This window comes from Faecalibacterium sp. OF03-6AC (assembly GCF_003478175.1).
Lineage (GTDB): Bacteria > Bacillota > Clostridia > Oscillospirales > Ruminococcaceae > Faecalibacterium > Faecalibacterium taiwanense.
In genome coordinates this window covers 77150-102172 of the sequence record NZ_QUEN01000011.1, presented here as the reverse complement: position 1 = coordinate 102172, position 25023 = coordinate 77150, and the positions used below count along the sequence as shown (strand labels likewise).

Sequence of the window (25023 nt, the reverse complement as noted above, 5' to 3'; positions counted from 1 at the left end):
TGTATTCCTTCAATGGTAACAATCATGGAGATTAGTGTTTACAAAAAAGCGCAGAAGGCTTCCTTTGAGAAACACCTTCTGCGCCTTTTGTTTTACATTGCGATCCAGCCCAGAGCATTTGCCACAGAGCTGATCAGGATAATAGCCGCAAAGATGGGGCACAGATACTGGATCATGAAGTTGAAGATCTTTTTGCGGCGGAAGGGCTTGCCGTCCAGCGTCACCTCTTCTTCGATCTTCTGTACGCCGATCACGCGGGACACCAGCAGGCAGATAGCAATGGCTGCAATGGGCATCATGACAGAGTTGGTGAGGAAATCGAAGAAATCCAGAAACTGCATTCCGAACACCGTCACGCCCGCCAGCGGGCCATAGCCCAGTGCCGAAAGGCTGCCCAGCGCCACCATGATCAGGCCGATCAGTGCCGTTGCGCGCTCGCGGCTCCAGCCCAGCTCGTCCTCAAAGGTGGAGACAGCGCTCTCGGTCAGGGCAATGGAGCTGGTCACGGCTGCAAACAGCACCAGCAAAAAGAACAGGATGCCCACCACATGGCCAAAGCCCATGCTCTCGAACACCTTGGGAATGGTAATGAACATCAGCGCCGGACCGGCCTGCAGGGTGTCCGGGTCGCCGCCGGAGAAGGAGAACACCGCCGGAATGATCATCAGGCCCGCCATAATGGCAATGGCCGTGTCAAACACTTCCACGTTCTCGGTGGATTCCTCAATGGAGACATCCTTTTTCATATAGGAGCCAAAGGTGACCAGAATGCCCATAGCGATGGACAGCGAATAGAACATCTGGCCCATGGCCGTGACCACCGTCATCCAGGAAAAGTTTGCCACGTTCGGCACCAGAAAATACTTCACACCTTCCAACGCACCCGGGCGCGTGACCGAATAGCCCGCAATGACCACCGAAAGCACCACCAGCACCGGCATCATCACCTTGGAAACACGCTCCACGCCGTTACGCACACCTGCAAAGATGATGGCCAGCGTAAAGACCGTGAAGATCAGAAAGCACACCTCTGCCGACAGTCCGCTGGAAATGAAATTGGAAAAGTAGCCGTCCTGCGAAAGCTCACTGCCATGGCCGCTGATATACTCCGACAGATAGCGGATGACCCAGCCGCCGATGACCGAATAGTACGGCACGATCAGAATGGGAATGACCGCATTGATCCAGCCGCCGAACCGCAGGCCGCCCTTTTTGCCAAAGGCTCCAAAGGCACCCACCGGGCTTTTGTGGGTCATGCGGCCCAGTGCCGTTTCGGCCACGATCATCGTGTAGCCAAAGGTGGCGGCCAGCACGATGTACACCAGCAGAAAAATGCCGCCGCCGTATTTCGCGGCGAGGTACGGAAACCGCCAGATGTTGCCCAGACCCACCGAAGCGCCTGCGGCCGACAGCACAAAGCCGATCTTGCCGGAAAAGGCGCTGCGCTTTTGTTTTTGCGTATCCATGATTTAATTCCTCTTTTCCTATATTCCTGTACATAAGTGGTCTTAGTGTACCATATCTGTCCGTCAAATACAACGGTCCCGCCTGTTTGCGTGCAAAAAAAAACAAACAGCGCCCCGCAAGGGAGCGCTGCCTGTTTTTATAAGAGGTATACGCGTTGCTCTCAGAAGATGCTGTAGCCCAGCAGCTGCGGCAGGGCGGTGGTAAGCGGGCCCCACAGGCTGATGGAGATCAAAACGATCACGTTGCAGATCACGTAGGGCGCTGCGCCCTTGAAGATCTCAATGATGGGCATACGGTTGATCTTATTGCAGGCGTTCAGGCACATGCCGACCGGCGGGGTGACCAGACCGATGGCCAGACCGGTGATCATCATGGCACCGAACTGCAGCGGCGAGAAGCCGTACTGCACCATGACCGGCAGCAGGATGGGAGTGAGCAGCAGGATGGCCGGGCTGACGTCGATGAAGGTGCCGATCATCAGGATCAGCACATCGAAGATCAGCGCAATGGCCCATGCGGGCATGTTCAGGGACATGAAGAAGGCACCCACCGTCTGCGGCACCTTCTGCATGGTCAGCACCCATGTGAAGATGGTGGTGAAGCCGATGATGAGCATGATGGAGGAAGAAGAGATCAGGGTCTTTTTCAAAGCCTCCCAGACACCCTTCCATGTCAGCTCCTTGTAGACGAAGAAGCCCACCAGCATGGAATACAGCACGGCCACACCGGCACTTTCGGATGCAGTGCACACGCCGAAGGAAACGCAGATGATGATGAACAGCGGCATGATGAGGGCAGGGATGCCGGAAAGCAGGCTCTTGGCGGCGCGCTTGCCGTCAAACTTGACCTTTTCCGGATGCCAGCCCTTCTTGGCGCTGATGATGTACACCAGCACCAGCTGGGTCAGACCGATCAGGATGCCGGGCACGGCACCTGCCACGAACAGCGCACCCACCGATGCACCGGAGATCATGGAGTAAACGATCATGGGTGTGGAGGGCGGGATGATCATGCCCATGGTAGAGGATGCCACCGTGATACCGGCAGAAGCTTCCGGCGGGTAGCCTTCCTTCTCCATGGCGGGGATCAGGATGGAACCCAGAGCCGAGGTATCGGCCACAGAGGAACCGGAAATGCCGCCAAAGATCATGGAAGCCACAATGTTCACTTCGCCCAGACCGCCGCGGATGGGCCGCAGCAGTTCCATGCAGAAGTTAATAATGCGCTGGGTGATGCCACCGGTGTTCATCAGTTCGCCAGCCAGCATGAACAGCGGCATGGCGATCATCAGCTCACTGTAGGCACCGTTCCACACGCGCTGCGGCAGCATGGTAATAAAGGTAGGTGCATAGATCAGGATGTAGGTCACACAGGAAGCGCCGATGGCGAAAGCCAGCGGGATGCCCAGCGCGGCAAAGAAGATCAGCAGCACCAGAAGAATGAGCATTGCCATAGTTGTGTATTCTCCCCTTTCCGCTTATGCGTCGTCACGGCTCAGCGCCTGATTCTTGGGCGCAAAGTAGGAAATGTCGGCCTTGTAAAGGGTGATGATCTTGATCACGACGCAGATGGCACAGATGATGCCGCACACCGGCATGATGCCGTACATATACATCATGGGGATCTCCATGCCCTGACTGATCTGCTTACCGGCAACGCCCACATACTTGAAGCCCTGATAGGTGAACACCAGCACCACGGCCAGCACGATGAGGTAATTGACGATAGCCAGCCAGCGCTTGCGGGCAGGCTTGACACCGTCGTAAAGGATGTCGATCATGACGTGCTCGTCCTTGATCACGTTGATGCCCATGCCCCAGAAGGTGGTAAAGGCAAACAGGGTGGTGTTGAACTCTGCCAGCTGCTTCCAGCTCAGGGAGAAGCAGTAGCGCGCAATAACGGTAAAGATCACAAGAGCCGCCAGCAGTGCCATGGCGATCACGCCGATGGTAAAATACACGTCGAACAGCTTTTTCCCGAATTTTTTAAGGTTTTCGATGGTGCTCAGCCCCTTTCGGTTATTTTACAACTTTTTCCATCGGCCTGTTACAGCAGAGGGCAGCCCGCAGGCTGCCCTCTCGCCTTTACCGTAACATGGCCGTTTTTGCCTTTGGTCGTTTCTGCTTATGCCTTTGCGACGATATCCTGCATCTCCTTGATCTCGTCGGCGGTGCAGATACCCTCGGTGACACACTGGTCGTACACGGACTGCACAGCGGTCTGGAAGGCCTTCAGCTCATCGGCAGAGGGCTCGTAGACTTCGCAGCCGGAATCCACGATGGTCTGCTTTGCGGCGCTGGAGTTCTTGTCGATCAGCTCGTCGTTGTACTCGCCCATCTTGGTGGCGCACTCGGTAATGATATCGCGGTACTCCTCGGGCAGGCTGTTCCACCATGCTGCGTTCACATAGAAGGGGTCCGGATGGAACTGGTAGTTGACCTCGGTGAAGTACTTCTGCACTTCATAGAACTTCATGCCCTCCACGTTGACCCAGGGGTTCTCCTGACCGTCTGCAACGCCGGTCTTCAGGCCCATGTACAGGTCGGAGTACGGGATGGTGGTGGTGGTAGCACCCATTGCCTGGAAGGTCATGTCAATGGTCTTCATGCCGTTGGTGCGCATCTTCAGGCCCTTCAGGTCTGCGGGAGCCTTGATGGGGTGCTTGGAGTTGGAGAACTGGCGGTAGCCGCCTGCATCGCACAGGTTAATGATGACAGTGCCCGTCTCGCCCTCGGCCTCAGCGCACACCTTCTGTGCCAGATCGCTCTGCAGCAGAGCCGTGACCTGCGCACGGGTGTTGGTCAGGAAGGGCAGGGTGAACATCAGCAGACGGGGGCTGAAGTCGAACTGACCGCCGCGCATGCCCTGCACGGTGCCGGCCACGACCTGCTCCAGCATCTCCTTCTCGGTGCCCAGCTGGCCGTTGCCGTAAACTTCGATCTTCACATGGCCGTTGGTGGCCTCTGCCACATCGGCGGCAAACTGCTCCATGGAAACAAAGCGGGGGTTGCCCTCGGGCTGTGCATGACCCACGGTCATGGTGAAGTCGCCCAGAGAAGCAAACTTGTCCTCACCGGCTGCAGCAGCGCTGGCTGCGGTGCTGGTGGATGCTGCGCCGGAAGCAGCCGGAGTGGATGCACCGGAACCGCCGCAGGCTGCCAGAGCACCTGCAGCTGCCATTGCACCAGATACCTTCAGGAAATTGCGACGAGAGATCTTTTTCATAATCTTCCTCCTTGTTTCAGGGGCACCGTTTTGCCTCATACGCCAGCAAAGTTTTTAGCGATCCCCTGTATACAGCATTTTCATTGCACGCTAATCGTAACAGAAAATTCACATCCGCACAAGAGCCAAACTTCACCAACTTCGCAAAGTTTCTTTGTGCATAACTAACAATCTTATCCGTTTCTCGTGGAAACTGTTACAATCCGATGACACAATTCCGTTCATTTTCATCTGATATATCAATTTTTTGTCAAAAATGATAAATTTCGGAGCTTTTCCTATACTTGTATACAGGCTCTTGTATACTTCATCCTCATGCGTTGACAATCTCTTTTGGGCAGGCTAAAATAGAACTATCTTATCATCAACTGTATAAATGGAGTGTGAGCACATGGCTGAACAGCTGCATCCGGAGGACATCTACCAGACGCTGGAATATGAGATCGTTACGCTGAAGATCAAGCCCGGAGAGACCATCAGCGAAAATCAGCTGTGCAAACGGTTCGGCATTTCGCGCACACCGGTGCGCACTGCTCTGCAGCGGCTGGAGCAGAATGGCTTTGTGCAGATCATTCCCTGCAAGGGCACCATCGTCACCCCCATTGATCTGGATATCGTGGATCAGATCGTGTACCAGCGCACCGCTGTGGAAAGCATGGTGCTGCGCGATTTCATTCAGGTCTGTTCGCCCAAAGAGTACATCGAAATCAAGCACAAATATGACCTACTGGAAGAGATGGCCCAGACCATGACCGACCCGGACAATGTGGATATCAATGCCTTCCTGACGCTGGATTTGGAAATGCACGCCATCTGGTTTTGCAGCATGAACAAGTGGTACATCTGGCAGAACCTGACAAAGCCGCAGCCGGATTATTCCCGCTTTACCCGTCTGGATGTGGTGCGGGCCAACAATGTGCCGGATGTGCTGAGCGAGCACCGGGAAATTTTGCGGGTGATCCGGGAAAAAGATCTGGATGCCATTGAACCGCTGATCCGGCAGCACCTGTACGGCGGCCTGCGCCGCATGGGCACCCAGCTGTACGCAGAAAAGTACAGATCCTATTTTACCGGCATCTGAACCAATGAAAAACAGGCGCATCCGCCAGCCCTTCGGCCTTTGGATGCGCCTGTTTCGTTTTTTTGTATGATTTACTGCTTGTGGTACTTGCGGTCCTCTTCCTCGTAAACAGGGTCACAGGTCAGGTACATTCCCAGCCGGTTCAAGGTGCTGGTATCCACACCTGAGAGCAGCACGGTGGAGTGCACATCGCAGCCCTTGAGGTTGGGCAGCTGATGCATGGCCGCTGCAGCCTGCTCGTTGGAAGCAGCCGAGCTGGAAAGTGCGATCAGGATCTCGTCGGTGTGCAGGCGGGGATTCTTGCCGCCCAGATAGTTGGTCTTGAGGGTCTGGATGGGCTCAATGGAAGCTGCGCTCACAAGGTCGGTCTCCTGCGGGATGCCGGCCAGCACCTTGAGAGCATTCATCAGAGCAGATGCTGCTGCACCCAGCAGCGGACCGGTCTTGCCGGTAACAACGGTGCCGTCCGGCAGCTCAATGGCGGCAGCAGGGGCCCCGCCGGTGCTCTCGCTGCGGGCATGAGCCTGCTTTTCCACTTCGCGCTGGCCCACGGTCAGGTCGGCCTGATTCATCAGCAGTTCCAGCTTGTAGCGCTCGGTCTCCTTGACCGTGCCGGTGATCTTCTGCTCACACAGGCACTTGAAGTAGCGGCGCAGAATCTCCTTGCGGGAGGCTTCGCGGCAGACCGCATCGTCCACGATGCAGTTGCCTGCCATGTTCACGCCCATGTCCGTGGGGGACTTATACGGGCTTTTGCCAGCGATCAGCTCAAACATGGCGTTCACCACCGGGAAGATCTCAATATCGCGGTTGTAGTTGACGGTGGTCACGCCGTAGGCTTCCAGATGGAACGGGTCGATCATGTTCACATCGTTCAGGTCGGCTGTAGCGGCCTCGTAGGCCAGATTCACCGGGTGCTTGAGGGGAATGTTCCAGATGGGGAAGGTCTCGAACTTGGCGTAACCGGCCTTCACGCCGCGCTTGTACTCGTGGTACAGCTGGGAAAGGCAGGTGGCCATTTTGCCGCTTCCGGGGCCGGGGGCCGTGATGACCACCAGCGGGCGCTGGGTCTCGATGTAATCGTTCTTGCCGTAGCCCTCGTCGCTGACGATGCGGGCCACATCGTTGGGATAGCCGGGAATTTTGTAGTGGCGGAAGGTGCGGATGCCCAGACCGTTCAGCCGCTTTTCAAAGGCCTCCACCTCCGGTGCAGCGGCGTACTTGGTCACGCACACGCTGCCCACATACAGGCCTACTTCCTGGAAGGCATCGATCAGGCGCAGCACATCCAGATCGTAGGTGATGCCGTAGTCGCCGCGGATCTTGTTGCTGATGATGTCCTCGGCGCTGATAACGATGACCACCTCGGCCTGATCCTTCAGCTGCAGCAGCATCTGCAGCTTGGAATCGGGCTGGAAGCCCGGCAGTACGCGGGACGCGTGGTAATCATCGAACAGCTTGCCGCCGAATTCCAGATAGAGCTTGTTGTCGAACTTCTTGATGCGCTCACGGATGTGCTCCGACTGCATCGAGAGATATTTGTCGTTGTCAAATCCAATTTTCATCGTTCGTTTCCTTTTTCCTCTTTGCTGTGCCCGGCACACCGCACCGGAACTTTTCCATAACAGAAACAGTATACCACACTCAAAAACCGGGTGCAATCCAAAAGGGCGGCTGCAAAGCTTTTTCCAGCAAATGCGGTGTTTCGCGCTGTTCTTTGCTGCATTTTTTGTGAAAATGGTTCTTGCCGCGTTTTTGACAGCGGGTGTATCATGTTATATCTGATGGCTCATGCTTGGCAAAGTACACACCAGCGTCTACAATGAAGACAGGAAAAGGCACTGCCCGCAAACGGCAGACCTCTTACCGGCAATTAAATTTCAAAAGAAAAGTAACCGCTTGGATTGGAAGTCGTGGGCGGTTACTTTTTCTTTTTATCCTTCTGACCCTTCGCGCGATCCTGCGTAATACAGCAAGCCCCCGGGTCTCCCCGGGGGCTTGCTGCGGCTTTATGAAGTATCTCGAATATGGAAGGAATGGCGTTTATTCTGCGTCGGTACGGTTTTTCTTGAGCAGGCTCAGGATCACAGCACCCAGCACGCTGCCCACAGCCAGCGCCACACAGTACAGAGCGGTATGGTCCACGACTGGGAACACGAAGATGCCGCCGTGCGGTGCACGCAGAGCGCAGCCGAAGGTCATGGAGAGCGCACCGGCCACCGCTGCGCCGGCCACGCAGCTGGGCAGGACGCGCAGCGGATCTGCTGCTGCATAAGGGATCGCGCCCTCGGTGACGAAGCACAGGCCCATGACGTAGTTCACGATGCCGTTGCGGCGCTCGTCGGCAGTCCACTTCTTGGGGCAGAAGGTGGTGGACAGAGCGATGGCGATGGGAGGAACCATGCCGCCCACCATGACAGCGGCCATCACCTCATAGTTGCCGGAGGCAAGGGCTGCCGTGCCAAAGACGTAAGCTGCTTTGTTGAACGGGCCGCCCATATCAATGCTCATCATACCGGCCACGATGGCACCCAGCAGCACCTTGGAGGTGCCGCCCATGGCGTTCAGGCAATCGGTCATGGCAGTGTTGATCATGCCCATGACCGGGTTGATGCCGCACATCACCGCGCCGAGGATGAGCATACCGCCCAGCGGATAGATGAGCATGGGACGGATGCCATTCAGGCTGGCAGGCAGCTTTTCGGTGATCTTTTTCAGCAGCTCGACGATGTAGCCTGCAGCAAAACCGGCCAGCAGTGCAGCAAGGAAGCCGCCGGAAACACCGGTGGTCTCACCCGCTGCAATGCCCGCAAAGTTGGTGCCGTTCATGGCCAGCACACCGCCCACAAAACCGACCGCCAGACCCGGACGGTCCGCGATGGACATGGCGATGAAGGCAGACAGGATGGGCAGCATGTAACCGAAGGCTGCGCTGCCCACCGTCTTAAAGAAGGCAGCGACCGGGGTGTTCATGCCAAAGTTGGAGGGATCGATGGTGTAATCGTCCAGCAGGAACGCCAGTGCGATCATGATGCCGCCGCCCACCACGAAGGGCAGCATGTGGGAAACACCGTTCATCAGGTTCTTGTACAGAGTGCGGCCAAAACTGTCCTTGCCGGAAGCATCCTCGGCGGCCTGTGCGCCGCCCTCGGCGTGGTAAACAGGCACCTCGCCGTGCACGATCTTCTTGATGAGCTCCTCCGGCTTGTGGATGCCATCGTCCACCCGGGTGAACAGCACCGGCTTGCCGTCGAAGCGGGCGGTCTCCACCTTCTTTTCTGCTGCCACGATGATGCCGTCGCAGTTTGCGATCTCTTCTCTGGTGAGGATGTTCTTTGCTCCATCCGAGCCATTGGTCTCCACCTTGGTGGGCAGACCCAGCTTGTCACCGGCCTTGGTCAGGGCTTCCGCTGCCATATAGGTGTGGGCGATGCCGTTGACGCAGGCGGTGACGGCCAGAATGCGGTAACCGCTCTGGGGGATCTCCTGCTGGGTGAAGCTCTCTGCGCCGAACTGAGCCTCCTCCTGTGCATCAATGCAGTCAAGGAACTCTGCAGGGGTCTTTGCGGCCTTCAGCTTTTCTACAAAGTCCTCGTTCATCAGCATCTGCATCATACGGGCCAGCATGTCCACATGCAGGCTGCCGTTTTCCGGAGCCGCAATGGCAAACAGCAGGTCGGTGGTACCGTCGTCCTCGGCATTGTACTGCACAGGGCTGCTCAGCCGCAGCGCCGCCAGACTGGGCCGGGTGACTACATTGGTCTTGGCATGGGGCACCGTGATGCCGTTGTCCACATAGGTGGAGCCCTCCGCCTCACGGGCATAAAGGGCCTTTTTGTAGGCTTCCTTGTCCGTGATGTTGCCATGGGTGGCCTGCAGCTCCACCAGACGGCTGATGATCTGCTCCTGATCGGTCAGAGCCTCATCCAGTGCGATGGACTGCGCGGTGAATAATTCCGTAATACGCATGATTTTTCTCCCTTTGTTCTTATCTCTTAGCGTCCTCGCCCTCTCAGTCCGCTTCGCGTCCAGCTCTCCCAAAGGGAGAGCCTCTGGCGAAACCGGAAACTTTGCATGGACTGCCAAAGCCTCTCCCTTTGGGAGAGGTGGCATTGCACCAGCAATGACGGAGAGGGCGAGCCATCTATCCTTTCAAATTTCCTTCATCAGTTCGTCGATTTTTTCTTTGGTGGCAAGACCCAGACTGAACGCGGTGGCGCTGCCGCAGGCTGTGCCCAGACGCAGTGCAAAGGAATAGCTCCGGGTCTGCATCCAGCCAGCCACAAAGCCGGCCACCATGCTGTCGCCTGCGCCCACGCTGTTTACGACCTTGCCCTTGGGGCAGCCGATGCGGTGCACCTCGCCATTTTCGTCCACCAGCAGGGCACCGTCGCCCGCCATGCTTACCAACACGTTGCAAGCACCCTTTTCCTGCAGGGTGCGGGCCGCAGCAATGATCTCTTCGTCCGTAGTCAGCACCCTGCCCACGATCTCGCCCAGCTCGTGGTTATTGGGCTTGATGAGGAAGGGGTGGTACTGCAGCACGTTCACCAGCAGGTCACGGGTAGCATCCACCACGGCACGCACGCCCCTGCCCTGCAGCTGGGACAGCAGCCGCTCGTAGGTATCCTGCGAAAGGCTTGCCGGGATGCTGCCCGCCAGAATGAGGATATCATCCTCGTTCAGGCTGTCCAGCTTCTTTTCCAGCTCCTGCATGGCGCTCTCCGGAATGTCGGGGCCCGCGCCGTTCAGCTCGGTCTCCTGCCCTGCCTTGATCTTGACATTGATGCGGGTCATGCCCTGTTCCAGATGCACAAAATCGGTCTTTAAACCCTGTGCAGCAAGACCGCGTTCCAGCCATGCGCCGGTCTCACCGGCCACAAAGCCCAGCGCCACGCTCTCGCAGCCCAGCTGTGCCAGCACACCGGACACATTGATGCCCTTGCCGCCCAGCACGCAGTCCTCGCCTTTGGCGCGGTTCACCTCGCCTACTTCCAGCGGTGCATCCAAACGCACCACATAGTCAATGGCCGGGTTGAATGTTACGGTATAAATCATACTTCCGTCTCCTTTACCAGCGTGAATTGTTTGTATTTGGGGTTGGGGCAGCGGTTGGTGAGAATGGCACCGCCCTGCAGGTCGGCAATGACTGCCGGGTAGATGCGGGAAAACTTGGCATCATCCACAAGGAACCAGGCTTCCCGTGCACGGTGCACTGCCGCTGCTTTCACGGCAGCTTCCTCGGGGTCCGGCGTGGTAAAACCGGCATCCAGCGCCACACCGTTGGCACCCATGAACGCCTTGGTAAAATTGTAGCGCTGCAGGCTGGTGACTGTGGGTGCACCCACAATGGCTTCGGTCTCGGGCCGCAGCAGTCCTCCGGGCAGATACACCCGGCAGCCCTTTCGGGCCAGTGCTCGGGCATGGGCCACGCCGTTAGTCACATAGCTGGCTTTGAGGGCATCCCCCGCCAGTGCGCGCACCAGCTCCAGCGTGGTAGAGCCTGCATCGATGAACACAAAATCATCGGCGTTGATGAGCTTTGCCGCCGCCTGCGCGATGCTGCGCTTCTGCTCCACAGCCTGCGACTCCTTGGCCTCCATGGTGGGTTCATCCGCCAGAAAACGGCTGTCCGGCAGGGTGGCACCGCCGTGCACCTTGTTCAGCTTGCCCAGCCGGTCCAGTTCGGTCAGGTCGCGCCGGATGGTGGATTCGCTGGTGTTCAGCGCCTCGCACAGTTCCTGCACCGTCACGGTGCGCTTGCGGTTCAGCTGTTCCATGATCAGGCTGAAGCGTTCTTCTGCCAGCATCGGCATCCTCTCCTTTGGTTTGATCTTATCTTTGACGTTTTATGACCGTTTGTGCGCTGTTTTGGTTGATCGCATCTTTATTATAGCAAATACAGTGCCAAAATCAATCACTTCCAGTCAATTTCGTTCATTTTCGTTCACAAAAATTTGTCTTTAAATTTGTGCAGGGAGCACAAAAGCTGGGATACAAGCATTTTGTGCAAACGAAAAAGCCGCCGTGCGTACCAATCGCACAGCGGCCGGAGAGATGGCTTATTGAGGAATCACTCGGCAGTCCAGTAGAAATCGTCGCCGGGCATTGCGCCGCCCACTGCCTTGGGGTCGGCATCAAACAGCACCTGCAGATAAGCGGATGCGTTGGTCTTGAGTTCGTCGCCGGTCAGGCAGACGATGTTGCAGTTGGGCAGGGCCTTCTTGGCAATGGCAGCCTTGGCCACAACACCCTGCTCCTCGCACAGAGCGGCAGTGCCGTCCAGATCGGTGTTGGCAGCTTCCACGCTCTTGGCGTAATCGGTCAGGAATGCGGCCACAACATCCGGGTGTTCCTCGGCATACTCCTTGCGCACCACGGTCACGCCGGTGATAAGCTGGGTATCCGCGACCTTGTTCCATTCCTCGGTCAGGTCGAGGGCCACACGCAGGGTGTCGTCCTGCAGGCCGGCTGCAGTCACATAGGGCTGGGGCAGAACTGCAATGGCATCCTCGGTATTGGCCATCTGGGCCGTGACCTCAGTGGCCTCGCTGTAGTATTCAATGGTCACGTCCTTGTCCGGGTCGATGCCATTGGCGTTCAGAAGATAGCGCAGCACGTACTCCGGCGTGGTGCCCTTTCCGGTGGACAGGATGGTACGGCCTGCAAGGTCTGCCATGGACTGGATCGTATCGCCGCCTTTTTCCACTACGTACAGCACGCCCAGCGTGTTGACGGCCACAGCCTGAATGCCGCCCTCCGTCTTCTGATACAGGGTGGCGGCCAGATTCGCCGGGATGGCAGCCATGTCCAGCTCGCCCTTCATCAGCAGCGGCACGATCTCATCGGCAGCGCCGTAAAGCTGCAGGTCGTAATCCATGGAAGCGGTGCCATCCTCTTCCATGCTCAGCAGGTTGACAAGGCCCATGGTGGTGGGGCCTTTCAGGCCGGCAATGCGCAGAGCATCGGTGGTGGACAGTTCCTTGGCTTCCTCACTGGAAGCGGCTTCCGAAGCAGCCTCGGAGACAGCTTCGCTGGAAGCTGCACTGGATGCAACAGAGCTGGATGCCGCACCGCCGCAGGCGGCAAGGCTCAGCGCAAGGGCCAGAGCCAGCAGCATGGATGTCAGTTTTTTCATGCGGGGTTCCCTCTTTCCTCACAAGACCGCGCCGTTTTGTGCCTGAAAATTTTGCACAGAACCATGGGTCGGTCTTTTCATATTTTTTACAAGGCAAATTTGCAAAATCATTTGCTTTGCGGGTCTAAGTTTACTATAATAGAGTCAAAAATACCGTTGCGTGTGCAACGGAATTGCAGGAGGGCTGTGGGAAGCCGGATCTTTCCCACGGAATTGTGATGAAAAACTTTCTTCCGCTGTTATGCTCCACCTCTTTATTCAATGGTCTGACCCCTGAAGAGCTGCAGACCCTGCTGGCCCAGCTGGGTTCCGTTATGCGCAGCTACGGCAAAGGCGAAGCGCTTGTTCTGGCGGGCGAACCCAACCGCAGGGTGGGCATCGTGCTGTCCGGTGAGCTGGAAGCCTACCGTCCCGGGCCGCAGGGTGCGCGCATTCCCATCACCCACATGGAACCGGGCGGCGTGTTCGGCGATGTGCTGAGCGGTTCCAGTCTGGCAAGCCCGGTCACGGTGATGGCTTCGGTGCCCTGCGAGGTGCTGCTGATCCCCTACGAGCGGCTGCTGCTTTCGGATGGCAGTCCGGCGCACCAGCAGACATTGCGCAATCTGGTGCGCACCATCAGCGATAAATATTTTTCCCTCTCCCGCCGCATCGACCTGCTGGTGCTCAAAAGCCTGCGGGCCAAAGTGTGCGCCTATCTGCTCAGTGAAGCCGAGCGGGCTGGCAGCCTGACCTTCAGCATCCCGTTCTCCCGCATCCAGCTGGCAGATTACCTGAACTGCGACCGCAGCGCCCTCAGCCGCGAGCTGAGCCAGATGCAGCGGGACGGCCTGCTGGACACCTACAAAAGCAGCTTCAAGCTGCTGGAGCCTGAGGTACTGAAGCAAATGGTGCAGTGACCATTTGAATAGCCGCCGCGTGCGCTTTGGCTGTATTCAGCTTGAATTTTATTTTTATATTTGAGTTTTAGAAAAATCTACGGATTTTCTCAAACTCTTTTTCACTGGAAGGCCGTAACCGTCAGCGGCATCATCTTGTTATTTTTAATATAGGAGTATTTTTAAATATGTCAAAACCGATTTTATGGATCGTGATCCCCTGCTACAACGAGGAGCAGGTGCTGCCCATTACAGCGCCCATGTTTCTGGAAAAGATCAGCGGCCTTGCCGCACAGGGCCTTGTGAGCGAGAAGAGCCGGGTGCTGTTCGTGAACGACGGCTCCAAAGACAAGACATGGGAACTGATCCAGAGTTTTGCCGCACAGGACGAGCACTACATCGGCATTTCCCAGAGCCGCAACCGCGGCCACCAGAACGCCGTGCTGGCAGGCTTGATGGAGGCACTGCACAGCGGCACCTGCGATGTTACCATTTCCATCGACTGCGATGGTCAGGACGACATCAACGCCATGGACGAGATGGTTAAAAAGTATCTGGACGGTGCCGAGGTGGTCTACGGCGTGCGCAGCCGCCGCGATACAGACACCTTCTTCAAGCGCTTCACCGCCGAGGGCTTTTACCATGTGATGAACGCTCTGGGCGCAGACATCGTGTTCAACCACGCAGACTACCGCCTCATCAGCACCCGTGTGCTGGAAAGCTTTGCCGACTACAGGGAAGTGAACATTTTCCTGCGCGGCATGGTGCCGCTGGTTGGCTTCAAGAGCGAGGTAGTCACCTACGAGCGCCACGAACGCCTTGCCGGTGAGAGCCACTATCCGCTGAGCAAGATGCTGGCCCTTGCCTTTGACGGTATCACCAGCCTTTCCAACAAGCCCATCCGCATCATTACCGGGGCGGGCATCGCCGTGAGTCTGGTCGGCTTTATCGGAGTCATCTGGGCCATCGTGTGTGCCGCCATGGGCAGCAGCGTGGCCGGCTGGGCCTCCATCGTGTGCATCGTCTGCTTCATGAGCGGCGTGCAGCTGGTGTGTCTGGGCGTTATCGGCGAATATATCGGTAAGATCTATATGGAGACCAAGGCCCGTCCGCGCTACATCATCAGTGAGCGCACCTGGGCCCCCTATGAAAGGAAGTATCACGGATGAGCAAACAGAGCTGGCGCGGCAGCACCCTGCTGAACCCGGAACCGCCGGTACTGGTGTCCTGCGGCGGGCTGGAAAAGCCCAATCTCATCACCATCGGCTGGACGGGCACCATCTGCACCCAGCCCAGCATGGTGTCCATCAGCGTTCGTCCGGAGCGCTACAGCCACCACCTCATCAAGGAAAGCGGACAGTTTGCCATCAATCTGCCCACCGAAGCGCTGGTGCGTTCGGTGGACTGGTGCGGCGTGAAAAGCGGCCGTGATGTGGATAAATTTGCCGCCTGCGGCCTGCATTCTGCCCCCGGCAGCGTGCTGACCGACTGCCCCATTCTGGAAGAAAGCCCGGTCAATCTGGAATGCAAGGTAACTCAGGTGATTCCGCTGGGCAGCCACGACCTGTTCCTTGCCGAAGTGGTGGCCTGTGATGTGGACGAAAGCCTGCTGGACGAAAACGGCAAGCTGTGTCTCGAAAAGGCAAAGCTCATCGTCTACAGCCACGGTGACTATCTGGCACTGGGCAAAAAGCTGGGCACCTTTGGCTACAGCGTGCGCAAGAAAAAGCCGGTAAGGCGTAAAAAATAATTTACATTTCATCGCTTGACTTTTGCCCAAAACTGCATATACTAAAGATAGGCAATGAGATGAAGGCCTGTTCCGTGGTTACCACGAAAAAACCAAAAGCCCCCCGGTACTGATACTACCGGGGGGCTTCTTGAGTTAGTGCTTACTGCCCTTGAAGAACAGGCTGTCAAGCCACTTGCACAGATAGTAGGCAACTACCTCTGCTCCGACAGTCTGTATAAATGAGATGAAGGCTTCCATTGGTTACCACCTCCTTTCCGCGGTTAGGGGAATGGAGAAGGGCCGCAGGAACAGTATAACATAAAAACCGGTATCGCGCAATTTTGACGCAATACCGGTTTTTGTGCATTTATTCGTGCTTTACGCGCTGGATCTCGCCCAGATCGTAGGGGGTGTTCTGGTAGACGTAGTAGTTCAGCCAGTTCTCATACAGCAGGTGGGCGTGGGCACGCCAGCGGAACAGCGGCGGCTTTGTGGGATCATCGTCTGGGTAGTAATTCACCGGCACATGGATGGGCAGGCCCTTGTCCACATCGCGGCGGTACTCTGAATCCAGCGTATATTTGTCATATTCCGGGTGGCCGGTGACAAAGATCTGCCGTCCGTTCTCGGTGCTCATAAGGAAGGGCCCGGCAGCATCGCTCTCGGCAAGGATGCGCAAAGCCTTACAGTTGTCCACATCCTCGCGGCTGATGCCGGTGTGGCGGCTGTGGGGCGCATAGAACACCTCGTCAAAGCCGCGCACCAAAGGGTTCGACGGGCGGGTGACCCGGTGCTCGAACACGCCGAACATCTTTTCCGGCAGCAGCTGCTTGTGCACGCCGTAGTGGTAGTACAGGCCCGCCTGTGCGCCCCAGCACACATGCAGGGTGGAGTAGACGTTCGTCTCGCTGAAGTCCATGATCTCGCACAGCTCCGGCCAGTAATCCACCTGCTCAAAGTCCATGGTCTCCACCGGTGCGCCGGTGATGATCATGCCGTCGTAGCGGTTGTTCTTCACCTCGTTGAAGTTCTTATAGAACGATTCGAGGTGTGCTGCCGAAACGTGGGTCGCCGCATGGCTGGCCGTCTGCAGCAGGGTCATGTGCACCTGCAGCGGGGTATTTGCCAGCAGACGGGCGATCTGGGTCTCAGTGGTGATCTTGGTGGGCATCAGGTTCAGGATCAGGATCTCCAGCGGGCGGATGTGCTGGGCAAGAGCGCGCTCACGATGCATGACGAAGATATTCTCGTTGTAGAGGGCATCGTAAGCAGGCAAGGTCTTGGGGATGATCAGCGGCATAGTTCGTACTCCTAACGATTTAGAATAGCCTCCGCTGACGCTCTGGCTATCTTCAGCGGAATTTATTTTTTATATTTTGCGTTTGTCGCGCCCTGCGGGGCGCTCCAAACGCGTTTTTACGAGAAGGGCCGGAACCGATAGATGCTGCTGAACTCACCTTTTAGATCTTATCCAGCGCCTGTGCAATATCTGCGATGAGGTCTTCGCTGCTTTCCAGACCGCAGCTCATGCGCACCAGCTCTGCAGGCACACCGGCGGCTTTCAGCTGCTCATCGTTCATCTGGCGGTGGGTGCTGGATGCAGGGTTCAGGCAACAGGTGCGGGCATCGGCCACATGGGTCTCGATGGCTGCCAGCTTCAGGTTCTTCATAAAGATGCTTGCAGCCTCACGGCCGCCGGCCAGACCAAAGCTGACCACGCCGCAGCTGCCGTTCGGCAAGTATTTTTCAGCCAGTGCATGGTACGGGCTGGACTCCAGGCCGCAGTAGTTCACGTAGGCCACCTTGGGATGGCTTTCAAGGAACTCTGCCACGGCCATGCCGTTGGCGCAGTGGCGCTGCATCCGGACATGCAGGCTTTCCAGACCGAGGTTCAGCATGTAGGCGTTCATGGGCGACTGCATGGAGCCAAAGTCACGCATCAGCTGCGCGGTAGCCTTGGTGATAAAGGCACCCTCTTTGCCGAAACGCTCGGCGTAGGTGATGCCGTGGTAGCTGTCGTCCGGGGTGCACAGGCCGGGGAACTTCTCGGCATGGGCCATCCAGTCGAACTTGCCGCCGTCCACGATAGCACCGCCCAGCACCGCGCCATGACCGTCCATGTACTTGGTGGTGGAGTGGGTCACGATATCCGCGCCCCACTCAAAGGGGCGGCAGTTGACCGGCGTGGGAAAGGTGTTGTCCACGATCAGCGGCACTCCGTGGGCGTGAGCAGCCTTGGCAAACTTCTCAATGTCCAGCACGGTCAGGGCCGGGTTTGCGATGGTCTCGCCGAACACCACCTTGGTGTTGGGCTGGAATGCGGCGTTCAATTCTTCCTCGGTGCACAGCGGGTCCACAAAGGTGGCTTCAATGCCCATCTTCTTCATGGTGACGGAGATCAGGTTGAAGGTGCCGCCGTAGATGGTACTGGATGCCACGATGTGGTCGCCTGCTTCGCAGAGATTGAACAGGGCAAAGAAGTTTGCAGCCTGACCGCTGCTGGTCAGCATTGCGGCCGTGCCGCCTTCCAGCTCGCAGATCTTCTTAGCCACAAGGTCGCAGGTGGGGTTCTGCAGACGGGAATAGAAGTAGCCGTCAGCTTCCAGATCGAACAGCTTGCCCATATCCTCGCTGGTGGCATACTTGAAGGTGGTGGACTGAACAATGGGGATCTGGCGGGGTTCGCCGTTGCCGGGGGTGTAACCGCCCTGCACACAGATGGTATCACGATTCATACTACATACTCCTTTACTGGGTTTGTCCATATAGCACAATTCCCCGCAGGAGTGCTGCAGCCTCCGGCGGGGAATTGAAACGTTAAATTTTAGTTCCCGTCCGGGGGCGAAATGAGGAGAGAACTCCTTCCGTCAAAGCCTTTCGGCTTTAGCAATACCGGAAAGTTTTCCTCTTCGCCAGAGGCTCCTTCTCCGAGGGAGCTGGCGCACGAAGTGCGACTGAAGGAGTTACTTCCGCAGCCGCTTATCGCTTCTGGTGGCCCAAGCAGTGCCCAAAGTCTGGAACACCTGAACCATCAGCACCAGCAAAATGACACACACGATCATGATATCGGTCTGGTAGCGGTAATAGCCGTAGGACAAAGCGATCTTGCCCAGACCGCCGCCGCCAATGACACCGGACATGGCCGAGTAGCCCAGAATCGTGGTCAGGGCGGTGGTCATGCTGGAGATCAGGCCGGGCAGGCATTCCGGGATCATCACCTTGGTAATGATCTGGAACGGCGTTGCGCCCATGCTCTGGGCGGCTTCCACCACGCCCTCGTCCAGTTCGCGCAGGCTGGTCTCCACCAGACGTGCCACGAACGGGAAGGCTGCCACCACCAGCGGAACGATGGTGGCTTTGGTACCCACCGTGGTGCCCACGATGGCACGGGTAAGCGGGAATACACAGATCATCAGGATCAGGAACGGAACACTGCGCAGGATGTTGATAACGATGTTGAGAATGTGCATCAGCCAGCCGGGCAGCGGCAGAATGCCGTCCTTATCACCGGCCACGAGCAGCACACCCAGCGGCAGACCCAGTACCAGCGCAAACGCGGTGGAAAGGACCGTCACGTAAAAGGTCTCCCAGATGGCAAAGCCGTAATCTGCAATACTCATTCGCCGGTCACCTCCTCTACCGTAATGCCGGGCTGGGCGCGCATATAGGCCGCAGCCTGCTTTGCCTGCTCCACATCAGCGGGCAGCTTGAGCAGCATGGAGCCGTAGCACTGACCGCTCAGGTCGCGGGTGTCGGCGCTGAGCACCGACACCAGAATGCCTTTTTCTGCGGCAAGGCTTGCCACCAGCGGCTTTGCCGTGGACGAACCGTTGAAGGTGACGCGCACCACATGGTCGTCCGGTGCAAAGCTGGACAGATCCCGTGCGGCGCTGCCGCCGTTGGGTGCCACCAGACGCTTTGCTGCGGGCGTCTTGGGGTTCGAGAAGATCTCCTGCACGGAGCCTTCCTCCACCACAACGCCGCCGTCCAGAATAGCAACGTGATCGCAGATCTCTTCCACAACGCTCATCTGATGGGTGATGACCACCACCGTGATGCCCAGCTTCTTGTTGATGTCCTTGATCAGGGTCAGGATCGCATGGGTGGTGTTGGGGTCCAGTGCGCTGGTGGCTTCATCGCAGAGCAGAACTTTGGGGTCCGTTGCCAGTGCACGGGCAATGGCAATGCGCTGCTTCTGGCCGCCGGACAGCTGTGCCGGGTAGGCGTTAGCCTTATCGGGCAGGCCCACCACTTCCAGCAGCTCTCTGGCGCGCTTTTCGGCATCCGCCTTTTTCACACCGGCCAGCTCCATGGGGAAGCAGATGTTCTTCAGGCAGCTGCGCTGCATCAGCAGATTGAACTGCTGGAAGATCATGGTGATCTCGCGGCGGCGCTCACGCAGCTGGGCTGCGTTTAAAGTCTCCATAGCGGTGCCGTCGATCACAACGCTGCCCTCGGTGGGGCGCTCCAGCAGGTTGATGCAACGCACCAGCGTGGATTTGCCCGCACCGGACATGCCGATGATGCCATAAATGGAACCATCCGGGATGGTGAGGTTGATGTCCTTCAGCGCATTCACCGCGCCGTCCTTCATCTGGAAGGTCTTGGAAAGATGTTTGATCTCGATCACAGAAATTGCTCCTTGCTGTTGAATAAACTCCTTCAGCCAAACCCTTGCGGGTTTGCCAGCTCCCTCATGGAGGGAGCCTGAAACAGAACGGTCAGGCAAAGGCCCCCTTCCCGAGGGGGCTGTCACCGCAAGGTGACTGGGGGAGTTTGCTTAACCCTCGATCGGTGCCAGACTGTCCTGCTTGCCGCCGTAGATGCCCATAGGCTCCACGTGGATGCCGGCAACCGTCACCAGATGGGTGCCGTGCTCTGCATTGAAGTCGTCCAGATACGGCTGATGCTGGAAATAGTTGGTATCGCACTGGCCGTCCTCAACGATGTTGTTGGGAATGATGTAGTCGTCGTACTCCTGAATATCCAGCGTGATGCCCTTTTCGGCCAGAATGTCCTTGCAGATCTCCAGAACCTCGCAGTGAGGAGCCGGAGTAGCAGCGCAGCTGACGGTCTCGCCGTTCAGTGCATCGTAGTCGATAGAGGAGTCATAGCCGTCGGTGGGGTTCTCCACAACGGACACCACAGCACCCTTGTAGTTTTCATCCATGAAGTCCTTCACCTTCTGGCTCTGCAGAGCAGCGGCCAGAGCCTTGATCTTCGGCTCTTCCTGATTGCCGTCCTTGCAGACCAGAATATTGACGTAAGCAGAGGTGCCGTCCTCCATTGCCAGAGCATCGGTCATGGGGTCCAGACCAGCGGAGATGGCGTAGTTGGAGTTGATGACGGCGTAGTCCTCGTCCTGCAGGACGTTGGGCACCTGAGCAGCCTCGACCTCATCGACGGAAACATTCAGAGGGTTCTCCTCGATGTCCTTTGCGGTTGCGGTCAGGCCTGCATCAGCCTTCAGCTTAAAGAAGCCGTTCTTCTCCAGCAGGGTCAGGGCGCGTGCCTCGTTGGTGGTGTCGTTGGGCACAGCCACCTTCACCTTGTCCAGCTTAGCCACAGCAGAAGAAGCTGCGGAAGAAGCAGTGCCGGAAGCAGCAGAAGATGCGGTGGAAGAAGAACCGCCGCATGCGGTCAGGGCAGCTGCAGCAGCTGCAGCTCCGGTAACTTTCAGAAAATCACGACGAGTAATCATAGTTTTGTTCCCTCTCTATTTTCTTATTATAATGTACAGCGGCCCGCACGGCACAGTTCCGTGCTAAGGGCCTTTGACGGATGTATGAAAAAAGCTCCCGTCCTTGACCTTGAGCCAACGCTCAGACAAGGACGGGAGCATAACATACTTCCGTGGTACCACCTTGGTTTACCGCACCCTTGCGGGTACAGCCTCAATGCTGCGGCAGCTTTGCTGCTTACAGCCGGACGCTGTAACGGGCGCATCCCGTTGCAAACTTAGCGCTCATGCACCTCGCCCGCACAGCTCCGAGACCATTTTCAGCTTCCTGTTTCCTGCCCTTTTCCATCGCCCGGGCTTTCTGGTAAGGATCAATGCGAAGGCCTACTCTTCTCTTCACAGCCATTTTTGTGATATTGCATTTATAATAATCCAATCGACCGGATTTGTCAACACCTACAACGAAGTTTTTTAGTAGGAAATTGCGTTTTTTTATCTTGTGCGCCAGCCGCGGACATGGTAGAATAAGACAGCATTATTTATAAAGGGGGTGCGGCAATGAACAGCCGCGAGGTTTTCCCGGATGAAGAACTGCGCCGCCGCATCATGGATTTTATCATGGCGGCGGGCCAGACATTGCTGGAAAACGGTGCCGAGGTGTTCCGGGTGGAGCAGACCATGGAGATCATGGCCCGGTCATTCCACCTGCGGGAGTTCCATGTTTACGTGCTGACCAACGGCATCTTTGCCAGTGCGGGCACCGCCGAGATCAGCGAGGTGCGCAATGTGCCTACCCGCACCACTCATCTGGGCCGGGTGGCGGCAGTGAACGCCCTCTCCCGCGAGATTGCAGAGGGCAGCATGTCGCTGGACGAAGCCGAGAGCCGTCTGGTGCTGGCGCGGCGCATCCCTTTTCCCAAGAACTGGGTGCAGCTGGTCAGCGGCATGTGCGGTGCATTCTGCTTTGCGCTGATTTTCGGCGGCACACTGCGCAGTGCACTGGCGGCGGCACTGGCAGGCTTTCTTGCCAGCGGCTATTTGCTGCTGTGTGAGCAGCACGAGCTGCCCGGCGGCTTTTGCAAGATCAGCTGTGCTGCGCTTATCACGCTGGTGTGCATTCTGGCCTGCCGAGTGCTGGGCACACCGGCCAGTCATTCTATTATTGGTTCGCTGATGATCCTGACCCCCGGCATCGCCTTTACCATGGGCATCCGCGACTTTGTGCACGGAGATTACCTCTCCGGCACCATCCGCATGATCGATGCGCTGCTCATTGCAGCCAGCATTGCCATTGGCACCGGCCTTGTGCTGAGCCTTTATACATTCTTTACGGGGGTGGTCGTGGCATGATGTTGACCAGTACACAAATTGGGGAGCTGGCCGCGCAGTTCTTTATTGCCGGCGCAGGCACCCTGAGTTTTGCCGTTCTGTTCGGCTGTCCGCGCAAAAGCCTGCCCTTCTGCGGGCTGGTGGGTGCCGTGGGCTGGTTCGTCTACGAGCTGGCCGTGATGCTGGGGGCAGACAGTGCCGCAGCCTCCCTGCTGGCGGTGGTTCCCCTCACCCTGCTCACCCGGGTGTTTGCTATCACCCTTAAAATGCCGGTGACGGTGTTCCTGCTGTCCGGCATCTTCCCGCTGGTGCCCGGCGCGGGCATCTACTACACCGCCTACTATTTCATTCAGGGCAACAATGCGCTGGCTCTCTCCAACGGCATCAGCACCTTTAAAGTAGCCGTTGCGCTGGCCATCGGCATCACGCTGGTGCTCAGCGTGCCCATCCCAAAGCGGCACCGGAAACATTAAAAATCATAATTTAAGGGCCGCTGCACATTATTCCCTGCAGCGGCCCCTTCTGTTCTGTGCTATTTTTATTCATCCTCCGCATGTCCCGTTTTCATCTTTCGTCTGCTCCTGTTCCTCTCTCGTCTGCTTCTGTTCCTCTCTTGCCGCCCGCATCAGCCCGGCAAACAAAAAACCCACATTGACCCCCAGAATAAAACCCACGATGCCTGCCGCCAATACCATTGCGCCGCTCCCTTCTTTTACTATATTTTACCATATATCATTCGTCGGATGCAATCGCAGCCTGTCGCAGGAGGCAAGATCACTGCCCAGCGTGCAAGCTTTTTTTGCGCCGGAGCGTTGCAAGACTCTGCCGCATCTGCTATACTTTTGACAGTACTTATACAAAAGAGGTGCTCTTTATGTCTGTTATGGATACTCTTGTCAGCCGCCGCACCTACCGCCGCTTTGCACAGAAAGCTGTTCCGCAGGATGTGGTGGATGATATCGTCGAGGCCGTCCGCCTGTCCTCCTGCGGAGCCAACCGTCAGGCTGTGCGTCTGGTGGTGGTGAACAAGCCCGAGGAGGTGGCAAAGGTGCAGCCGCTGGTCAAGTGGGCTGCCTATCTGCCGCCGGAGCAGGGCACACCCAAAGCCGACGAGCTGCCCACCCTGTATGTGGCCGTAGTGCAGGATACCTCCATCCCCGGCGACCTTGCCACCGATACCGGCATTGCCCTTGCCAACATGACCCTTGCCGCATGGGACAAAGGCGTGGGCAGCTGCATCATGGGCGCGATCAACAAGCCCGCCCTCACCGAACTGCTGGGCATTGAAGAACCGCAGAAGCTGGCATTCATGGTGGCGTTCGGCTACCCGGCCCACAAGGCTCACATTGTGCCGCTGACGGCTGAGACCGGCGTAAAGTATTATCTGGACGAGAACCGGGATTACTGCGTGCCAAAGCGGAGCAAAGAAGAGATCGCAAAATATCTATAATTTGTATATATACATTTCTTCAACGCATTTTTTGTATAATTGTTTTCAATTCGGTTTCAATTGATGAGATTTTTTGCACAAGTATTGACTTTTCAATTTGTACAATCTATACTAAATTCGTTCGCCAGATGTTCGATGAATCGCATCGTTCCGGCGTACCGCAAAAACATACAGTACATTTGAGGAGTGTTTGAATATGAAAAAGATCTCTCGTCGCAGCTTTCTGGCAGCTGCCGGTCTGTCCGTTGCCGCTCTGGCTCTGACTGCCTGCGGTGGTTCTTCCGCAAGCACCGCTTCCTCCGTGGCAAGCTCTGCTGCTTCTTCTGAAGCTGCTTCCACCAGCGCTGCCGCTGGCGAGCTGACCACCGTTGAGGCTGGCAAGCTGACCATGGCTACCAACGCAACCTTCCCTCCGTATGAGATGACCACCGATGCAGGCGAGTTCGAGGGCATCGACATCGAGGCTGCTCAGGCCATCGCTGACAAGCTGGGTCTGGAGCTGCAGATCGATGACATGGACTTTGATGCCGCTCTGCTGAGCGTGCAGCAGGGCAAGGCCGACATCGTTATGGCCGGCGTTACCGTTACCGACGAGCGCAAGGCCGTGATGGACTTCTCCGACAGCTACGCTACCGGCATCCAGTCCGTCATCGTTCCCGAGGGCTCCGACATTGCTTCCCCGGATGATCTGGCAGGCAAGAAGATCGGCACCCAGCGCGGCACCACCGGTTACATCTACTGCACCGATGATTTCGGCGAGGACGCTGTGGTGGCTTACGACAGCGGTCTGACCGCTGTGCAGGCCCTGAACAATGGTCAGGTGGACGCCGTGGTCATCGACAACGCTCCCGCCAAGGAGTATGTGGCTGCCAACCCCGGCCTGAAGGTGCTGGAGACCAGCTACGCCGAGGAGGATTACGCCATCGGCATGGCAAAGAGCTCTCCGCTGGAGGACGCCATCAACTCCGCTCTGGAAGAGCTGAAGGCCGACGGCACCCTGCAGTCCATCGTGGACAAGTACATCACCGCTGAATAATCAGCTG

Annotated in this window: 23 protein-coding genes; 8 read left to right on the top strand and 15 right to left on the bottom strand. The window is 57.2% G+C overall.

All coding sequences use genetic code 11. The annotated features are described in order from the left end of the window. Nucleotides 1-92: 92 nt before the first annotated feature. From DXA66_RS12065 to DXA66_RS12050, 4 genes are all read right to left on the bottom strand, one after another. Complete coding sequence (locus DXA66_RS12065; RefSeq protein WP_118529160.1) at nt 93-1466, bottom strand: sodium-dependent transporter; 1374 nt, start codon at nt 1464-1466, stop codon at nt 93-95. Between the two features lie 161 nt (nt 1467-1627). Continuing rightward, nucleotides 1628-2920 carry a TRAP transporter large permease gene (locus tag DXA66_RS12060; protein WP_097780898.1) on the bottom strand — a complete coding sequence of 431 codons (1293 nt, stop codon included), beginning with the start codon at nt 2918-2920 and terminating at the stop codon, nt 1628-1630. A 24-nt stretch (nt 2921-2944) separates the two neighbouring features. Continuing rightward, nucleotides 2945-3427, bottom strand: coding sequence for a TRAP transporter small permease (locus DXA66_RS12055; RefSeq protein WP_243089099.1), 483 nt, complete (start codon nt 3425-3427; stop codon nt 2945-2947). A 164-nt stretch (nt 3428-3591) separates the two neighbouring features. Then, nucleotides 3592-4692 (bottom strand): TRAP transporter substrate-binding protein, encoded by a 1101-nt coding sequence (locus tag DXA66_RS12050; RefSeq protein WP_097776663.1) that lies wholly within the window; start codon nt 4690-4692, stop codon nt 3592-3594. Nucleotides 4693-5083: 391 nt separating this feature from the next. Between DXA66_RS12050 and DXA66_RS12045 the strand changes: the two genes are divergently transcribed. Next, nucleotides 5084-5773, top strand: coding sequence for a GntR family transcriptional regulator (locus tag DXA66_RS12045; protein ID WP_118529159.1), 690 nt, complete (start codon nt 5084-5086; stop codon nt 5771-5773). 71 nt (nt 5774-5844) lie between these two features. Here the strand turns inward: DXA66_RS12045 and DXA66_RS12040 are convergent, their stop codons facing one another. The 5 genes from DXA66_RS12040 to DXA66_RS12020 form a co-directional block, all read right to left on the bottom strand. Further along, nucleotides 5845-7338 (bottom strand): DUF1846 domain-containing protein, encoded by a 1494-nt coding sequence (locus tag DXA66_RS12040; protein WP_097776665.1) that lies wholly within the window; start codon nt 7336-7338, stop codon nt 5845-5847. A gap of 478 nt (nt 7339-7816) precedes the next feature. Then, complete coding sequence (locus DXA66_RS12035; RefSeq protein WP_118529158.1) at nt 7817-9742, bottom strand: fructose-specific PTS transporter subunit EIIC; 1926 nt, start codon at nt 9740-9742, stop codon at nt 7817-7819. A gap of 183 nt (nt 9743-9925) precedes the next feature. Further along, nucleotides 9926-10831, bottom strand: a complete 906-nt coding sequence (gene pfkB / locus DXA66_RS12030; protein ID WP_118529157.1) for a 1-phosphofructokinase — start codon at nt 10829-10831, stop codon at nt 9926-9928. Then, nucleotides 10828-11583, bottom strand: a complete 756-nt coding sequence (locus tag DXA66_RS12025) for a DeoR/GlpR family DNA-binding transcription regulator (protein ID WP_097773978.1) — start codon at nt 11581-11583, stop codon at nt 10828-10830. Before DXA66_RS12025 ends, pfkB begins: the two co-directional genes overlap by 4 nt. Nucleotides 11584-11846: 263 nt before the next feature. Then, the gene (locus DXA66_RS12020) at nt 11847-12911 is read right to left on the bottom strand and encodes an ABC transporter substrate-binding protein (RefSeq protein WP_097776668.1); all 1065 of its coding nucleotides are present in this window, start codon (nt 12909-12911) and stop codon (nt 11847-11849) included. A gap of 218 nt (nt 12912-13129) precedes the next feature. Between DXA66_RS12020 and DXA66_RS12015 the strand changes: the two genes are divergently transcribed. From DXA66_RS12015 to DXA66_RS12005, 3 genes are all read left to right on the top strand, one after another. Next, complete coding sequence (locus DXA66_RS12015) at nt 13130-13810, top strand: Crp/Fnr family transcriptional regulator (RefSeq protein ID WP_097776688.1); 681 nt, start codon at nt 13130-13132, stop codon at nt 13808-13810. 167 nt (nt 13811-13977) lie between these two features. Next, nucleotides 13978-14958, top strand: a complete 981-nt coding sequence (locus DXA66_RS12010; RefSeq protein WP_118529156.1) for a glycosyltransferase family 2 protein — start codon at nt 13978-13980, stop codon at nt 14956-14958. Then, a complete protein-coding gene (locus DXA66_RS12005) occupies nt 14955-15539 on the top strand; it encodes a flavin reductase family protein (RefSeq protein WP_118529155.1) in 585 nt (194 codons plus the stop codon). The genes DXA66_RS12010 and DXA66_RS12005 overlap by 4 nt, the downstream gene beginning before the upstream one ends. A 349-nt stretch (nt 15540-15888) precedes the next feature. On the opposite strand, the gene metA is transcribed toward DXA66_RS12005, so the two are convergent. The 5 genes from metA to DXA66_RS11980 all read right to left on the bottom strand — a co-directional run bounded on the left by metA (nt 15889) and on the right by DXA66_RS11980 (nt 21222). Next, a complete protein-coding gene (gene metA, locus DXA66_RS12000) occupies nt 15889-16821 on the bottom strand; it encodes a homoserine O-succinyltransferase (RefSeq protein WP_005946493.1) in 933 nt (310 codons plus the stop codon). Between the two features lie 160 nt (nt 16822-16981). After that, nucleotides 16982-18256: an O-acetylhomoserine aminocarboxypropyltransferase/cysteine synthase family protein gene (locus tag DXA66_RS11995; protein WP_118529154.1), complete on the bottom strand. Its 1275-nt coding sequence runs from the start codon at nt 18254-18256 to the stop codon at nt 16982-16984. Between the two features lie 228 nt (nt 18257-18484). Next, a complete protein-coding gene (locus tag DXA66_RS11990) occupies nt 18485-19141 on the bottom strand; it encodes a methionine ABC transporter permease (protein ID WP_097773982.1) in 657 nt (218 codons plus the stop codon). Continuing rightward, the gene (locus tag DXA66_RS11985; RefSeq protein ID WP_118529153.1) at nt 19138-20151 is read right to left on the bottom strand and encodes a methionine ABC transporter ATP-binding protein; all 1014 of its coding nucleotides are present in this window, start codon (nt 20149-20151) and stop codon (nt 19138-19140) included. The genes DXA66_RS11990 and DXA66_RS11985 overlap by 4 nt, the downstream gene beginning before the upstream one ends. Before the next feature lie 150 nt (nt 20152-20301). Further along, nucleotides 20302-21222: a MetQ/NlpA family ABC transporter substrate-binding protein gene (locus DXA66_RS11980; protein ID WP_097773984.1), complete on the bottom strand. Its 921-nt coding sequence runs from the start codon at nt 21220-21222 to the stop codon at nt 20302-20304. A 537-nt stretch (nt 21223-21759) separates the two neighbouring features. On the opposite strand from DXA66_RS11980, the gene DXA66_RS11975 reads away from it, so the two are divergent. Then, a complete protein-coding gene (locus tag DXA66_RS11975) occupies nt 21760-22551 on the top strand; it encodes a threonine/serine exporter family protein (protein ID WP_118529152.1) in 792 nt (263 codons plus the stop codon). Continuing rightward, entirely contained in the window at nt 22548-23003 is a 456-nt protein-coding gene (locus DXA66_RS11970; RefSeq protein WP_118529151.1) for a threonine/serine exporter family protein, read from the top strand. The genes DXA66_RS11975 and DXA66_RS11970 overlap by 4 nt, the downstream gene beginning before the upstream one ends. A 69-nt stretch (nt 23004-23072) precedes the next feature. Here the strand turns inward: DXA66_RS11970 and DXA66_RS14320 are convergent, their stop codons facing one another. Further along, nucleotides 23073-23225 carry a hypothetical protein gene (locus DXA66_RS14320; protein ID WP_158576386.1) on the bottom strand — a complete coding sequence of 51 codons (153 nt, stop codon included), beginning with the start codon at nt 23223-23225 and terminating at the stop codon, nt 23073-23075. Between the two features lie 179 nt (nt 23226-23404). Here DXA66_RS14320 and DXA66_RS11965 point away from each other — a divergent pair, with 179 nt between their 5' ends. Together DXA66_RS11965 and DXA66_RS11960 are read left to right on the top strand one after the other, a co-directional pair. Continuing rightward, entirely contained in the window at nt 23405-23980 is a 576-nt protein-coding gene (locus DXA66_RS11965; RefSeq protein WP_097776676.1) for a nitroreductase family protein, read from the top strand. A gap of 196 nt (nt 23981-24176) precedes the next feature. Then, the gene (locus DXA66_RS11960; protein ID WP_118529150.1) at nt 24177-25016 is read left to right on the top strand and encodes an amino acid ABC transporter substrate-binding protein; all 840 of its coding nucleotides are present in this window, start codon (nt 24177-24179) and stop codon (nt 25014-25016) included. Nucleotides 25017-25023 lie beyond the last annotated feature (7 nt).